The 14,407-nt window shown below is 60.1% G+C and carries 13 protein-coding genes; 6 read left to right on the forward strand and 7 right to left on the reverse strand.

Annotation, left to right across the window (positions count from 1 at the left end; genetic code table 11):
* Positions 1–356: 356 nt before the first annotated feature.
* Genes O3299_RS02455 through O3299_RS02465 form a run of 3 tightly spaced genes read right to left on the reverse strand, consistent with a single transcriptional unit; the run spans position 357 to position 2,604 of the window.
* On the reverse strand, positions 357–1,358 hold the full coding sequence (locus tag O3299_RS02455) for a hypothetical protein (RefSeq protein WP_251351931.1): 1,002 nt from the start codon (positions 1,356–1,358) through the stop codon (positions 357–359).
* Entirely contained in the window at positions 1,355–2,227 is an 873-nt protein-coding gene (locus O3299_RS02460) for an ABC transporter ATP-binding protein (protein ID WP_305061413.1), read from the reverse strand. The genes O3299_RS02455 and O3299_RS02460 overlap by 4 nt, the downstream gene beginning before the upstream one ends.
* Positions 2,224–2,604: a GntR family transcriptional regulator gene (locus O3299_RS02465; RefSeq protein ID WP_077402228.1), complete on the reverse strand. Its 381-nt coding sequence runs from the start codon at positions 2,602–2,604 to the stop codon at positions 2,224–2,226. Before O3299_RS02465 ends, O3299_RS02460 begins: the two co-directional genes overlap by 4 nt.
* Positions 2,605–2,818: 214 nt before the next feature.
* Between O3299_RS02465 and O3299_RS02470 the strand changes: the two genes are divergently transcribed.
* On the forward strand, positions 2,819–5,086 hold the full coding sequence (locus O3299_RS02470) for a hypothetical protein (RefSeq protein WP_305061414.1): 2,268 nt from the start codon (positions 2,819–2,821) through the stop codon (positions 5,084–5,086).
* On the opposite strand, the gene O3299_RS02475 is transcribed toward O3299_RS02470, so the two are convergent.
* The 4 genes from O3299_RS02475 to O3299_RS02490 all read right to left on the reverse strand — a co-directional run bounded on the left by O3299_RS02475 (position 5,083) and on the right by O3299_RS02490 (position 7,932).
* Entirely contained in the window at positions 5,083–5,826 is a 744-nt protein-coding gene (locus tag O3299_RS02475) for a DUF72 domain-containing protein (protein WP_305061415.1), read from the reverse strand. The two genes, O3299_RS02470 and O3299_RS02475, sit on opposite strands and share 4 nt — an antisense overlap.
* Before the next feature lie 69 nt (positions 5,827–5,895).
* Positions 5,896–6,651: a UDP-2,3-diacylglucosamine diphosphatase gene (locus O3299_RS02480; protein ID WP_099664683.1), complete on the reverse strand. Its 756-nt coding sequence runs from the start codon at positions 6,649–6,651 to the stop codon at positions 5,896–5,898.
* 86 nt (positions 6,652–6,737) lie between these two features.
* A complete protein-coding gene (locus tag O3299_RS02485; protein WP_070221314.1) occupies positions 6,738–7,229 on the reverse strand; it encodes a peptidylprolyl isomerase in 492 nt (163 codons plus the stop codon).
* 73 nt (positions 7,230–7,302) lie between these two features.
* Positions 7,303–7,932, reverse strand: coding sequence for a peptidylprolyl isomerase (locus tag O3299_RS02490; protein ID WP_305061416.1), 630 nt, complete (start codon positions 7,930–7,932; stop codon positions 7,303–7,305).
* 279 nt (positions 7,933–8,211) lie between these two features.
* Between O3299_RS02490 and cysS the strand changes: the two genes are divergently transcribed.
* The 5 genes from cysS (at position 8,212) to O3299_RS02515 (ending at position 14,311) form a co-directional block, all read left to right on the forward strand.
* Positions 8,212–9,609, forward strand: coding sequence for a cysteine--tRNA ligase (gene cysS, locus O3299_RS02495; protein ID WP_282408500.1), 1,398 nt, complete (start codon positions 8,212–8,214; stop codon positions 9,607–9,609).
* Entirely contained in the window at positions 9,606–10,319 is a 714-nt protein-coding gene (locus O3299_RS02500; RefSeq protein ID WP_369811602.1) for a DNA-3-methyladenine glycosylase, read from the forward strand. The genes cysS and O3299_RS02500 overlap by 4 nt, the downstream gene beginning before the upstream one ends.
* Positions 10,320–10,373: 54 nt before the next feature.
* Positions 10,374–11,348 carry an acetyl-CoA carboxylase carboxyltransferase subunit alpha gene (locus O3299_RS02505; RefSeq protein WP_034756951.1) on the forward strand — a complete coding sequence of 325 codons (975 nt, stop codon included), beginning with the start codon at positions 10,374–10,376 and terminating at the stop codon, positions 11,346–11,348.
* A 100-nt stretch (positions 11,349–11,448) separates the two neighbouring features.
* A complete protein-coding gene (tilS, locus tag O3299_RS02510) occupies positions 11,449–12,867 on the forward strand; it encodes a tRNA lysidine(34) synthetase TilS (RefSeq protein ID WP_305061417.1) in 1,419 nt (472 codons plus the stop codon).
* 196 nt (positions 12,868–13,063) lie between these two features.
* Positions 13,064–14,311: an aspartate kinase gene (locus O3299_RS02515; protein ID WP_099664679.1), complete on the forward strand. Its 1,248-nt coding sequence runs from the start codon at positions 13,064–13,066 to the stop codon at positions 14,309–14,311.
* Positions 14,312–14,407: the final 96 nt, after the last annotated feature.

Genomic DNA, 14,407 nt, shown 5'->3' on the forward strand with positions numbered 1-14,407 from the left:
CGTAAGCGAATAATCACGGATTGTCACGGATTGGGACTTTTAGGATGAATCCGCTACCCGGTTGCAGTGTTTCTGCGCCTTTCATCGAAAAAACCCTATCGCTATCGAATTGCTAGTTGTTGCTTTTTTGCATGGTGATTATCAAATTTGATTGGTAATAAAATACGATAGAAATAATTATTTGTAATTTTTATATCGGATTGATGCTATCGAATGAATAGTCTTTATTCAGGGAGGGAATTTTTTAATAATCACTATCAGAAAGGTAGTTATTATTTTCAGATGTTTTGCCAGCGCAGGAATAGAAAACGCCCCGACGGGCGGGGCGTTTTTGACGGGGAAGAGCTAGTGCGCTGTCAGCCTTCCTCGCGCCAGCTGCGCAGGCGGATGGCGGCGTAAATCAGTGCCGCGCCTGCCGCCGCGCCGAGCCAGACGGCCGGCAAGGCGAGGCTGGACCAGGAATTGCTGAACACATCAATGCGTGTCATGTGCGATCCCCCCTCTGCCAGGGCGTGCATGCGCGGCAGCAGTTCCGGTTCGAACAGATACCAGCTGCCGGGGAGGGTGCCCAGCAGGGCACGTCCGATGACATTCATCTGTATCCAGCTGACATCGCTTTCCGTCTGCGTCAGCTTGCCGGCCCAGACTGTCAGGATGAGCAGCAGCAATGGCACGCCGACGGCCCACAGGAAGACTTTCGACTTGGCCCAGCTCGATACCATCAGCAGCCAGCCGACAGTCGGCAAGGCCCACAGGCAATACACGGGCAGCAAGCCAAACACGCGCAGCGGTCCCAGGTACAGGCCGGAAGAGCCCAGCAGTTCGGCAAACACGTGGATGCCGTTGGCCGCCAGCACGCCGCTGAGGATCAGGATCAGGGCCAGCGACGTCAGGCTGGCGGCAGCGGCCACGATCAGCGGCGCGACCAGCAGGGCGATGGCCGCTTTCGACAGCACCGTCTGCGCATCCGAGATGGGCAGCGATTTCCAGAACAGCACGCTGCGGTCGCGGCGATCGTCATGCAGGGCGCTGAGGCAATAGAAAAATACGAGGAAGCCCAGCGCCAGGAACAGCGGTGCGGCCGCGTACGTATAGTTGTTGGCGACGGCGTCGATGATTTCCGTGCGGCGCGGGCCAAAGGTGCGCGTATTGAAGACGGTGCTCCAGGAAATTTCCTCGCCATTGACGATGAGCGCCGTGTGCATTTTGGTCTTTGCGACGGTCGCGGCCGCCATCAGGGCGCCCAGCACCGTCATGACGACGCCGATCAGGGCAGGCGTCCACACCAGCATGCCCTTGTGTTCCCACAACTCGCGCCGGAGCAGCCATTGCATCTTGTTTACAGGGGAAATGCTCATTGGTACGATCCTTTCATGGTCGCGACAAACAGGTCAGCCAGGCTGGGCGTGCGTACTTCGCCGAGGGCAGCCAGCTGGGTGCGGGCGACGCCATCGAACAGCATCACGGACTTGCCGAACACGCTGCGTTCGCTGATCGGCTGCAGGGCGCGTGCCGGATTGACGTGCTGCGGGCCCACCATCACCTCGATATAGCGCTCGCCCACCTCTTCCATGCTCGAGGCCAGCACGATCTTGCCGTCGCGAATGAACATCAGGTCGCTGAGGATGTGTTCCACTTCCTCGATCTGGTGCGTGGTGATGACGATGGTCTTGTTTTCATCGAAATAGTCTTCCAGCAAGTTCTGGTAGAACTGCTTGCGGTACAGGATATCCAGGCCCAGGGTCGGCTCGTCGAGCACCAGCAGTTTGGCGTCGATGGCCATCACCAGCGCCAGGTGCAGCTGCACCACCATGCCTTTCGACATGGCCTTGACCTTCATCTTCGGCGACAGCTTGGTGTGGGCCAGATAGCGTTCGGCCTTGCTGCGGTCGAAACGTGGATGCACGCCGGCAACGAAATCGATGGCGTCGGTCACGCGCAGCCAGCCCGGCAGGATGGCCACGTCGGCAATGAAGCACACGTCGTCCATCAGCGCGTCGCGTTGCACGCGGGGATCGCGCCCCAGCACGGACAAGTCGCCATCGAAGCCCGTCAGGCCCAGGATGGCTTTCAGGGTGGTGGTCTTGCCGGAACCGTTAGGCCCGATCAAGCCGACGATGCGCCCCGGCGCGATATCGAAGCTGATGTTGTCGATGGCCACCTGCTTGCCATACTGCTTGCGCAGGCCGCGCGCGCTGATGACGCTGTCCTTGTTCAATGCATTCATGCGTTCTCTCCGTGTGCGCCGCCGTCGCGGCTCGCTTGCAGCAGTTGATCGAGATCAAGGCCCAGGCGGGTGATGTGTTCCAGCAAGGCTGGCCATTCTTCGCGCAGGAAGCGTTCGCGTTCGCTGGCCAGCAATTTGTCGCGGGCGCCTTCCAAGACATACATACCGAGTCCTCTGCGTTTTTCCACCAGGGCATCGTCGACCAGTTCCTGGTAGGCGCGCGAGACCGTGATGGGATTCAATTGATAATCGGCCGCCACCTGGCGCACCGACGGCAAGGCGTCGCCGGACTGCAGCACGCCATCGAGCATCATGCCCACCACCCTGGCCTTGAGCTGGCGGTAGATGGGGCTATTGTCGTTCCATTCCGCGCTCATGGGATGCGCTCCGACAAGGGCGGGGCGGCGCGGCGCGTAAAAAGTGCTGTAGGCATCGAAGCTCCGTGATGTATTGGGTTGGTGTTGTAGTGAACTATAACAGTGAAAATGCAAATGTCAACAGTTCGATGATTTCTAACCATGTGGAAACTATAATGTTGCGTGTTTGAAAAAATTATTTGATAGCTTCTGGCGAATATCGTCGCCACTTACCATGAAAGCAGCAATGATCAATCGATATGACGAGTTGCAAAACCTGTTCAGACGCGCCAGCTGTGGCATCGCCCTGCTGGCCGGACTGAGCGCTTGCGGCGGCGGTTCCAGCGGTGGCACGGCCATGCCCGTAGCACCTGTCGAAACGCCACGATACCTGCTGGGAGGCACGGTCAGCGGCTTGCTGCCAGGCGCCAGCGTCGTGCTGGCAAACGGCGCGGATAAAGTAACCGTTACGGCCAACGGTGCGTTCAGTTTTGCCGGCAAGCTGGCGGCGGGCGCCAGTTATGAAGGCAAGGTCGACAGCGCCTCCGAGGGGCTGGGCTGCAGCATCGCGCAAGGCGCGGCGACCATGGGCAACGCGGATGTCAATACCCTGGCCGTGCGTTGCCTGCCGGTCGTGCTGGCAGGGGTGCAGGAGAAAATCCAAAAGATGGCAGGGATGGTCCGCGATGCCGCTGGTAACTACTATATCGCCGATGCGGGCAATCAGGTCATCCATAAAATGGGAATTGACGGCAGCTTGAGCGTGTATGCGGGCGTGATGGGCAAGCGCGGCGTGGATGACGGCCCGGTGTCGAGCGCCACGTTTTCCTTTATTGAGGGTTCCCGTCTGGCAATTGATCGCCAGGCGAATCTCTATGTGAGTGACTACTGTCACGCCGTGCTGCGCAAGATCACGCCAGCCGGTGTGGTTAGTACGGTTGCTGGCCAGCGGCGCAGCAGTTGTGAGGTTGATGATCTTGAGCCGGCGTCTGCGTATGTAGATGGGCAGAAAGAGCAAGCCCGCTTTGGCTTGCCTGGCAGTCTGGCCATCGATGTGAATGGCGATGTGCTGCTGGTCGATATGCATAAAAATGCCATACGTCGCGTCGCTGCGAACGGCGTGGTCAGCACCCTGGCGTGGACATTTGCTCCCATGCCTGAAGTCAGCAGCGACTTTCAACGAGTGGGCCGACTTGCGCTTGATTCCGCTGGCAGCGTTTATTTTGCGGATGCCACGGGTTCTTATCTATTCCGCATCCAGAATGGCATGGCGGTCAAGGTGGCGGGGAACCGCTCGCAGAATTCTTCTGTCGACGGTATCGGTGGCGCTGCCAGCTTTTTCCGCATTCGCGGCATGCAGTTCAACCGCGATGGCGAGTTATTGCTGGCCGACGGCGGCAGCATCCGGAAAGTGCAGGCAGACGGCAAGGTGACGACCTTGCTCGGTGCTGCCATGCCTGATGCGAACGGTCAGGCACCAGGCTTCAAACAGCTCACTGAAATGGTGCTGGAGCCTTCCGGTGCCATGGTCGTGTATGACCTGGGCCGGCATATGCTGCGCAGGCTGGATCAGGATGGAAAGCTGTCGACCCTGCCGGCCTTGCCGGGACATATCGGCCTCGTCGATGGTAGTGGCGCTGCCACCCGCTTGACGTTGGGCTACGCGAGAGCCGTCGTGGCCGATAGCGCGGGGAATGTCTACCTGGCCGATGATGTCAACAAGGTCATCCGTCGCGTGACGCCCGATGGTCTGGTCAGTATCTTTGCGGGTATTGCGGGAAAAGACGGCGGGGTCGATGGCGGGCGTGGCACCGCGACCCTGGAGGGGCCGGTGGCCATGGCGTTCGACAAGGAAGGCAACCTGTATTTTGCTGACCAGTTCCATGGGCAGCCTCGGCTCGTGTTGCGCAAGATTAACAAGCAGGGCGAGGTATCCAGTATTGATTATTTGCCAACTTCGCATGGCACGCGCTTCGCGCTGGCGATCGACCAGCAAAACAATATTTATTGGGTGCACAATGCTGGCAATGGTATCTACCGGCGCCCTTCGGGCGGCGAGTTTTCCCTGTTTATGCCGTACGAGAATGCCATGAAGGCACTGAATGGAAAGACAGGCACGCGCGACTATATTTCAGCCGCCAGTCTGGCCGTCGACCGCCGCGGAGCGCTCTACTTTGAAGATGTCCAGCATCATGTGATCTTCAAGGTGGCCCAGAATGGGGATGTCAGCCATTTTGCCGGCACTTCCTTGCGGAGCGATGGAAAGGATGGTCCGCCGGGAACCGGAAGTCTGATGGCTAGTGACTATTTTCCATTGGCAATAGATGCCAACGACAATCTGTACACGGGGAGCCAGGACGCGCTACGCAGAATTGACACCGCCGGTGTAATTTCCACGCCGCAACTAGGCTGGGGTTCTCCTGTACTGAGCACCTTCACCATTGGCAATGGCGTGCTGTATGGTTTTACCGCGCAGGCCGTGATCCAGGCGCCCTTGCCCTAGGGACGCAATTGCGCGGCTGCTGCATCCCTCAGCCGCGCCTGCAATTCCAGTGCATTGAACAGGGCGGCCCCGGATGTCGTGTTGTCGAAGATGCACCAGTTGTCCGCCTGCATTTGTGCGTGCAATTCAGCGGCCAGTGCCACCAGGCAATCGGCCGGGTAGTCGGAATAGTATATTTTCGGGCTGCCGTGGAGGCGCAGGTAGGCCACTTCCGTCGTCGGCACGTGCGGCCCCGGCTGGCCGGCGGGCGGATCGGCGCGCACGCGCGTGATGCGCTGCGTGGTCAACAGTTCGGTGGCTTCCGCCGCGAACCAGCCTGGGTGGCGCGCCTCGCAAGCGAGCATGCCGCCGAAGCGCTGGCGCAGCGCCTGAAAAAACTGCGCGGCCACGTCCGCCTCGAAATGCAGGCTGGGCGGCAGCTGCACCAGCACGCAGCCCAATTTATTTCCCAGTTGCGTGACTTCTCCCGCAAAGCGATCCAGTTCGGCCGCACAGTTGCGCAAGCGCCGTTCGTGCGTGATGCTGCGCGGCAATTTCACGCTGAAGCGGAAGTGCTCGGGTGTGCTGGCGGCCCAACGCGCGTAAGTGGCGCTCTGGTGCGGGCGGTAGAAAGAGCTGTTGATTTCCGCGCAGTCCAGCACCTGGGCATAGCGCTGCAGGTGGCTGCCATCGAGGGGGAAGCGGCTGGCGGCGGCGCTGGACAGGCTCCAGCCGGCCGTGCCGATGTAAACAGTGTGCATGGCGCCATTACAGCAGGGTCAGGCGGGTTCGGCTATCGGACAAACGCCCGTGCCGCAGTCGGCGCCAGCCTAGTCGATGATATCGCCGTTCAAGTCATGGCGCGTGATGTTGCCGCGCGCATCGATGGCGATCCAGCCGCCGCGCGGCTGTTGTGGCGGCGTCACGTCGCATTCCCAGTCGGGCAAGACATAGCGCAAGGTTTCGTCAACTTTATGCAGGGCGGGGCGGTGCGTATGGCCGTGGATCATGACGGTGCTCGCGTGTTCGGCAAATACTTGTGCTACGGCATCGGGCGTGACATCCATGATGTCCATGGTTTTTTCGCCATTGTGCTCGCGGCTGCTTTTGCGCAAGCCGTCGATGATCGCCTTGCGCTGCGCCAGCGGCATGGACAGGAACTGTTTTTGCCAGGCAGGCTGGCGCACCATGGCGCGAAACTCCATGTATTGGACGTCTTTCGTGCATTCGGCGTCGCCATGCAGCAAGACGATGCGTCGGCCGGCAAGCGTGGCCACGTGCGGTTCGCTGAGCAGGGTGGCGCCGGCGGCGGCGGCAAAGCCGGAGCCGACAAGAAAGTCGCGGTTGCCGGCGATCCAGTAGACGTGCACGCCCGCATCGCTGACGGCGCGGATGGCGGCCGTCATGCGCGCATTGAACGGGTCTTCCAGGTCATCGTCGCCGGCCCAGTATTCGAACAGGTCGCCTAATAGATACAGCGCTTGCGCATATTGCGCATGGTGTTCCAGGAAAGAAAGAAACGCCGCGCTGGTGCGCGGGTGCGAGCTCTGCAGATGCAGGTCGGAAATAAAGAGTGCGGCAGGCATTGTCATCGTTCAACGCTCCCAAAAAGTGATGTACATGGAGAGGCGCAAACGCTGCAATGCCTGTTAGTCATGGTGCAGTGGCCGAATTAAACTGCTTCGACTTTTTCGATGATGACGTCGGTGACTGGCACATCGGCGAACATGCCGGCGCGCGAGGTTTTCACGGCGCGGATGGCGTCGACGACTTCCTTGCCGTCGGTGACTTTACCGAACACGGCGTAGCCCCAGCCGTCCTGGCCTGGGTAGTCGAGGAAGCTGTTGTTCTTGATGTTGATGAAGAACTGGGCCGATGCCGAGTGCGGATCCGACGTGCGGGCCATGGCCAGCGTGTAGGTATCGTTTTTCAGGCCGTTCTTGGCTTCGTTTTCCACGGTGGTGTCGGCTGGCTTTTGTTTCATGCCTGGCTCGAAACCGCCGCCCTGGATCATGAAGCCGTCGATGACGCGGTGGAAAATCGTGTTGTCGTAGTGGCCGGCTTGCATGTAGGCCAGGAAGTTGGCAACCGTTTTCGGCGCTTTCTCGGCGTCCAGTTCAGCGGTGATCTTGCCCAGATTGGTGGTGATGATGACGGAGGTCATGATGATCCTTAATAAATTGGATGAATAATTGATTCAGCGGCGCCAGGCAGGCGGGCGCCGCAAAAACGCTATTTTACAGTTTTGCGGGCGCTGTCTTGAGTAAAGTCGCCGATTCGATCACCACGGGGGTGACGGGCACGTTCTGGTGCGGGCCCTTGTCCGCCACGGGCACGGCCTTGATCTTGTCGACCACGTCCATGCCGCTGACGACTTTGCCGAACACCGTGTAGCCGAAACCGTCGCGGCCAGGGTAGTCGAGCGGGCCGTTGTCGTTGACGTTGATAAAGAATTGCGCGGTGGCCGAATGCGGGTCGCCCGTGCGCGCCATGGCGATGCTGTAGGTCACGTTCTGCAAGCCGTTCTGCGCTTCGTTCTTGATCGGCGCTTTCGTCGGTTTCTGCTTCATGTTCTTGTCGAAGCCGCCGCCCTGTATCATGAAGCCATCGATGACGCGGTGAAATACGGTGCCCTTGTAGTAACCGCTGTTGACGTACTGCAGGAAATTGGCCACGCTTTTCGGTGCTTTTTCCTGGTCCAGTTCCAGCACGATCTCGCCCATGCTGGTTTTCAGGGCCACGTGCGGCGTTGGGTCGACGGCGGTCGTCGGAGCGGCTGCCACGACGGCGCTGCCCAGGGTCAGGCCGGCAAACAGGGTGCAAAAGCGGGCCAGGAAAGACAGGCGTTTCGATTTGATTTCTTGCATGAAGGCGTCCTTGATCGTTATTTTTCTTTAAACTTGCTTTAATTGTAAAGAAGTGAAAATTCGGTTGAACATCGTAAAAACCTGATTCATATCGGGCCAGTATGGTTTTTATCAATGTTATACTTGACCGCTAACGCCCTAATTCTAACAAACAAGAACAACAATATAGCGGGTCGTACAGTCTTCGGCGCACACGGCAGTTCTGTGGCGCGGCACCCCCGGTGTCCGCGCCTGTCTGTCGTTTTGCCAGGCTGGCGACCGCTCCACTTGCAAAGCACGATGAGCAATCTAAAGATTTACAACACCCTGGCTCGCGAGAAGCAGGTATTCGTCCCGATGGAAGCGGGCAAGGTTCGCATGTACGTGTGCGGCATGACCATCTACGATTATTGCCATATCGGCCATGCGCGCATGATGATGGCGTTCGACGTCATTTACCGTTGGCTGAAGGCGTCCGGCTTCGACGTCACCTATGTGCGCAACATTACGGACATCGACGACAAGATCATCCGCCGCGCCGTGGAAAACGGCGAGACGATTTCCCAGCTGACGACGCGTTTCACCCAGTACATGGATGAAGACACGGCCGCGCTGGGCATCCTGACGCCCGACCACACGCCGCGCGCCACGGAATACGTGCCGCAGATGCTGCGCCTGATCGAACAACTGGAAGCCAAAGATTTGGCTTACCAGGGTGCGGATGGCGATGTGAACTATGCCGTGCGCAATTTCCCCCACTATGGCAAGCTGTCGGGCAAGTCGCTCGACGACCTGCGCGCGGGCGAGCGTGTCGACGTCAACACGGGCAAGCGCGATCCGCTCGACTTCGTGCTGTGGAAGTCGTCGAAAGAGTCGGAGCCGGAAGAAGTCAAATGGGATTCGAAGTGGGGCAAGGGCCGCCCGGGCTGGCATATCGAGTGCTCGGCCATGTCATGCGCCTTGCTCGGTGAACAATTCGACATCCACGGCGGCGGCGCGGACTTGCAATTCCCGCACCATGAAAACGAGATCGCCCAATCCGAAGGCGCGTTCGGTCATACCAGCGTCAATTACTGGATACATAACGGTTTCGTGCGCCTGGACAATGAAAAAATGTCCAAGTCGCTGGGCAACTTCTTCACCATCCGCGAAGTGCTGCAAAAATTCGATGCCGAAGTGATCCGCTTCTTCATCCTGCGCGCGCACTACCGCAGCCCCCTGAATTATTCGGACGTGCACCTCGATGACGCGCGCCTGTCCCTGACCCGGTTGTACACGGCGCTGGCCGACGTGGCGGTGGAAGAGGGCGCCATCGACTGGAGCGAAGCCCATGCCGTGCGCGTGCGCGAAGCGATGGACGACGATTTCAACACGCCGCTGGCCGTGGCCGCCCTGTTCGACCTGGCAACGGAAGTCAACAAGAGCAAGTCGCCCGCCCTGGCGCGTCAATTGAAGGGCCTGGCGGGCGTGTTCGGCTTGCTTGAGCGCACGCCGCAACAATTCCTGCAAGCAACCGTCGGCGCGGCCGCCGGTGGACAGGATGAGGCGGCCGGCATCGAAGCGGCCATCGCGGCGCGCAGCGCGGCGAAAAAGGCGCGCGACTTTGCCCAGTCCGACAAGATCCGCGCCGAATTGTTGGCTGCCGGCATCATTCTTGAAGACAAGCCTGACGGCTCGACCAACTGGCGCCGCGCATGATGCCAACGTCCAGGGAAAACGGGGAAGCCCCGGTGGCGGCGCAGGTGATCCAGGTGCCGCATTACTGGGAAGAGGCGAAGATCGAGCTGATGAAGCGCGACCGCATCATGAAAAAGCTTATCCCGCAATTTGGCGACCTGCACCTGGTCGGCCATAGCGACCCGTTTACCACCCTGGCCCGTTCGCTGGTGGGGCAGCAGATCACGCCCAAGGCGGCGGATGCTGCCTGGAAAAAACTGCTGCTGGCTTGCCCGAAATGCACGCCTTCGCAAGTATTGAAGGCAGGCGCCGAGCAACTGTCCGCCTGCGGTTTGTCCAAACGCAAGACCGAATACATCCTCGACCTGGCCGACCATTTCAAGGCCAAGCGCGTGCACGCGAGCCAGTGGGACCAGATGGATGACGAAGCCGTCATCGCCGAACTGGTGCAAATCCGCGGCATCGGCCGCTGGACAGCCGAGATGTTTCTGATATTTAATCTGCTCCGGCCGAATGTCTTGCCGCTCGACGACCCCGGTTTGATCCAGGGCATCAGCGTCAATTATTTCTCCGGCGAACCAGTTTCCCGCAGCGATGCGCGCGAAGTTTCCGCCAATTGGGAACCGTGGCGCACCGTGGCGACGTGGTATTTGTGGCGCAGTCTCGACCCTGCAGCCGCCCCTGCCGCATCCGATACAGCCCCCGGCGCACCAGCCGGTACGGTAAAATAAACATAGATGACGCCGCGCGCCCTGGCGCCGTGGCCGGTAAAACCTGGAGGTACAATGACTAAAACGACTTTCCTCAATTTTGAACAGCCGATCGCGGAACTCGATTCCAAGATCGAAGAGTTGCGCTTCGTGCAAGACGATTCGGCCGTCGACATCTCGGAAGAGATCGACCGCCTGGCCAAGAAGAGCCAGCAACTGACCAAGGATATCTACGCCAAGCTGACCCCTTGGCAAGTGGCGCAGATCGCGCGCCACCCGCAGCGCCCCTACACCATGGATTACGTGAATGAAATCTTTACCGATTTCCACGAATTGCATGGCGACCGCAGCTACGCGGACGACCTGTCCGTCGTCGGCGGCCTGGCCCGCTTCAACGGCCAGCCGTGCATGGTCATCGGCCATCAAAAGGGCCGCGACACGAAAGAGCGCGCCATGCGCAATTTCGGCATGCCGAAGCCGGAAGGCTACCGCAAGGCCATGCGCCTGATGAAAGTGGCTGAAAAGTTCAACTTGCCTATCTTTACCTTCGTCGACACGCCAGGCGCCTTCCCCGGCATCGACGCGGAAGAGCGCGGCCAGTCGGAAGCCATCGGTCACAACCTGTACGTGATGGCGGAACTCAAGGTGCCGCTGATCGCCACCATCATCGGTGAAGGCGGTTCCGGCGGCGCGCTGGCGATTGCCGTGGGCGATGCCGTGCTGATGCTGCAATACTCGACCTATGCCGTGATCTCGCCGGAAGGCTGCGCCTCGATCCTGTGGAAGAGCGCCGAGCGCGCCTCCGACGCGGCCGAAGCGCTGGGTCTGACGGCGCACCGCCTGAAAGCCATGGGCCTGATCGACAAGATCATCAACGAACCGCTGGGCGGCGCCCACCGCGATCCGAAACAGATGGCGACCTTGCTGAAACGCGCACTGGCCGACACCCTGCGCCAGTTCCACGGCATGAAAACCAAGGACTTGCTGGCCGCGCGCCATGAAAAACTGCTGAGCTACGGCAAGTTCAAGGAAACCACGCCGAGCGAGTAAACCATCGCCGGCGCAGGCCGGCAGCAAGAACACCAGGGACAGGCAGCCAAGCGATATCACTCGTTTGGCCACCTGTCCCTCTTTGCATTCCAGGAGTCTTATGAAAAAGCAACAAAACGCCACCGTCGCCGACATCTTCGCCAGCGCGCTGGCAACTTGCGGACCGCAAGCCGGCGAAGCGGTCGGCATCGCCCTCAGCGGCGGCCTCGATTCCTCGGCCCTGCTGCATCTGGCGCATGCCTGGGCGCAAGAGCACGGCGTGGCCCTGCACGCGTTCCACGTGCACCATGGCCTCAGCCCGAACGCGGATGCGTGGCTGGCGCACTGCGCGCAGTTGTGCGCCGGCATGGGCATCGCCTTCGAGGCACGCAAGGTCACGCTGGAAAAGAATGCGAAGACGGGCACGGAAGAGGCGGCCCGAAAGCGCCGTTACGCGGCCCTGGGCGAGCTGTGCGCCGCGCACGGCGTGCGCCTGCTGCTGACGGCGCACCACCAGGATGACCAGGCGGAAACCGTGTTGCTGCAATTGCTGCGCGGCTCCGGCACGGCGGGCTTGTCCGGCATGGATGGCGCCAACAGCGCGCCCGAGCTGCTGGGCAACCCGGACTTGGTGATGGCGCGTCCGCTGCTGCCCGTGTCGCGCCGGCAACTGGAGGCGTACGTGGCGAAACATGCGATCGCGCACATCCACGACGAATCGAACGACGATCCCCGCTTCGCCCGCAATGCATTGCGGCACCAGGTGATGCCCGTGCTGGCGCAGGCGTTTCCCGGTTTCCAGGAGCGCTTCGCCCGCAGCGCCCAGCACGCGCAATCGGCGCAGCGCCTGTTGACGGAACTGGCGACGCAGGATTTGGCGAACTGTCTCGACGGCGACTGCATCGAACTGGCGAAATTGCGCGCGCTGAGCGCGGACCGCTGCTACAACCTGCTGCGCCACTGGTTCGGCACGCGCGGCTTGCGCATGCCGTCGACGGCGTGGCTGGTGGAAATGCTGGCGCAGCTGCTGGAGGCGCGGCCCGATGCGCAATTGCTGGTCACGCATCCCGAATGCCACGTGCGGCGCCACCGCGACCGTCTGTACCTGACGCCGAAGCTCGATGACCTGGCCGGCATGCGCGAGCGTGACGATGCGGGCATTCCTGGCCTGGAAAAAGCCGGCCAGGAGTTTGCATGGAAAGGCGAGGCCAGCCTGGCCTTTCCCGCGTATGGCGGCGTGCTGCATTTCGATGCGGTGGAAGAGGGCGGCCAGGGTATCGATATTGCCTGGTTGCAATCTCAAACCTTGACGATCGATTTCCGCCAGGGTGGCGAGCGCTTGAAACTGGCCTTGAACCGTCCCACCAAGAGCTTGAAATACCATTACCAGGCGTTTGACGTGCCCGCCTGGGAGCGCGAACGCCTGCCCCTTGTCTGTGCGGCGCAACAATTGTTGTTCGCGGCGGGGATCGGCCTCGATTGCCATTGTCTGAGTCTGCTGGACCGTCCCCGCGTGGCCTTGCGCTGGGTCTCCTGCTGAGCGTAAGGGCAGCCGCCACGGCCACTCCCGGGGTGGCTGCCAAGCGGCTGCTCAAGCCAGCTGGACTGCATGGATTGGTTATTTCCATATACGCAATCGGTATGAGCTAATGCGCTTTTTAGCTTGTTATTTTGCATTGCGGCATGTAGAGTAAAGCCCTCCTTTTTTATTCTTCTTGAGCGGAAACTTCACTCTTATGGCTTTAATCGTCCACAAATATGGCGGTACGTCGATGGGCTCGACTGACCGTATCAAGAATGTCGCCAAGCGCGTTGCCAAGTGGCACGACGCCGGGCATCAAATCGTGGTGGTGCCATCCGCCATGTCGGGCGAAACCAACCGCCTGATTGGACTGGCCAAGGAAATCATGGATCAACCCGATCCCCGTGAACTTGACATGATCGCCTCGACAGGCGAACAAGTGTCCGTCGGCCTATTGTCGATGGCACTGCTGGCGATCGGCAAACAAGCCGTATCCTATGCTGGCTGGCAAGTCGCGATCAAGACCGATTCCGCCTTTACCAAGGCACGCATCCAGTCGATCGATGACGAAAAAGTCAAACGCGACCTCGATGCAGGCAAGATTGTCATCATTACCGGTTTCCAGGGCGTCGACGAACACGACAACATCGCGACCCTGGGCCGCGGCGGTTCGGACACCTCGGCCGTGGCGATCGCCGCCGCCATGCAGGCGGCCGAATGCCTGATCTTCACGGACGTCGACGGCGTCTACACGACCGACCCGCGCGTGGTCTCCGAGGCGCGCCGCCTGAAGACCATCACCTTTGAAGAAATGCTGGAACTGGCTTCGCTGGGTTCCAAAGTGCTGCAGACGCGCTCGGTGGAATTTGCCGGCAACTACCGCGTTCCCACGCGCGTGCTGTCGTCGCTGACCGACCCGATGTTGCCGCTGGAAATAGAAGCCAATTCAGGCACCCTGATTTCGTTTGAGGAAGATACAAACATGGAACAAGCAGTCATCTCCGGCATCGCCTTCAACCGCGATGAAGCCAAAATCACCGTGCTCGGCGTGCCCGACCGCCCAGGCGTGGCGTACCACATCCTGGGACCGGTGGCGGACGCGAACATCGAAGTCGACATGATCATACAGAATCAGTCGGTAGACGGTAAAACGGACTTCACCTTCACCGTCTCGCGCGGCGAATACACGCGCGCGCTGGCCGTGCTGGAAGCGAACCGCGAATCGCTGGGCGCGGCCAGCATCACGGGCGACGCGAAAGTGTCGAAACTGTCCGTCGTCGGCGTGGGCATGCGCAGCCATGTCGGCGTCGCATCGCAAATGTTCCGCACCTTGTCGGAAGAGGGCATCAACATCATGATGATCTCCACTTCCGAGATCAAGATCTCCGTGCTGATCGATGAAAAGTACATGGAACTGGCCGTGCGCGCGCTGCATAAAGCGTTCGAGCTGGAAAAAGCTTAAATATCCAAAAATATTGCCCCACGCCCTTGACCAAAGGGGGGGCAATCGATATTATGACGTTCGTCGCTGCAGCGCAGTTAGCTACAGAGACATAGT

Origin of the sequence: Janthinobacterium sp. SUN176 (assembly GCF_030587335.1) — a bacterium.
In the GTDB taxonomy this organism is placed as follows: Bacteria; Pseudomonadota; Gammaproteobacteria; order Burkholderiales; family Burkholderiaceae_D; genus Janthinobacterium; species Janthinobacterium kumbetense.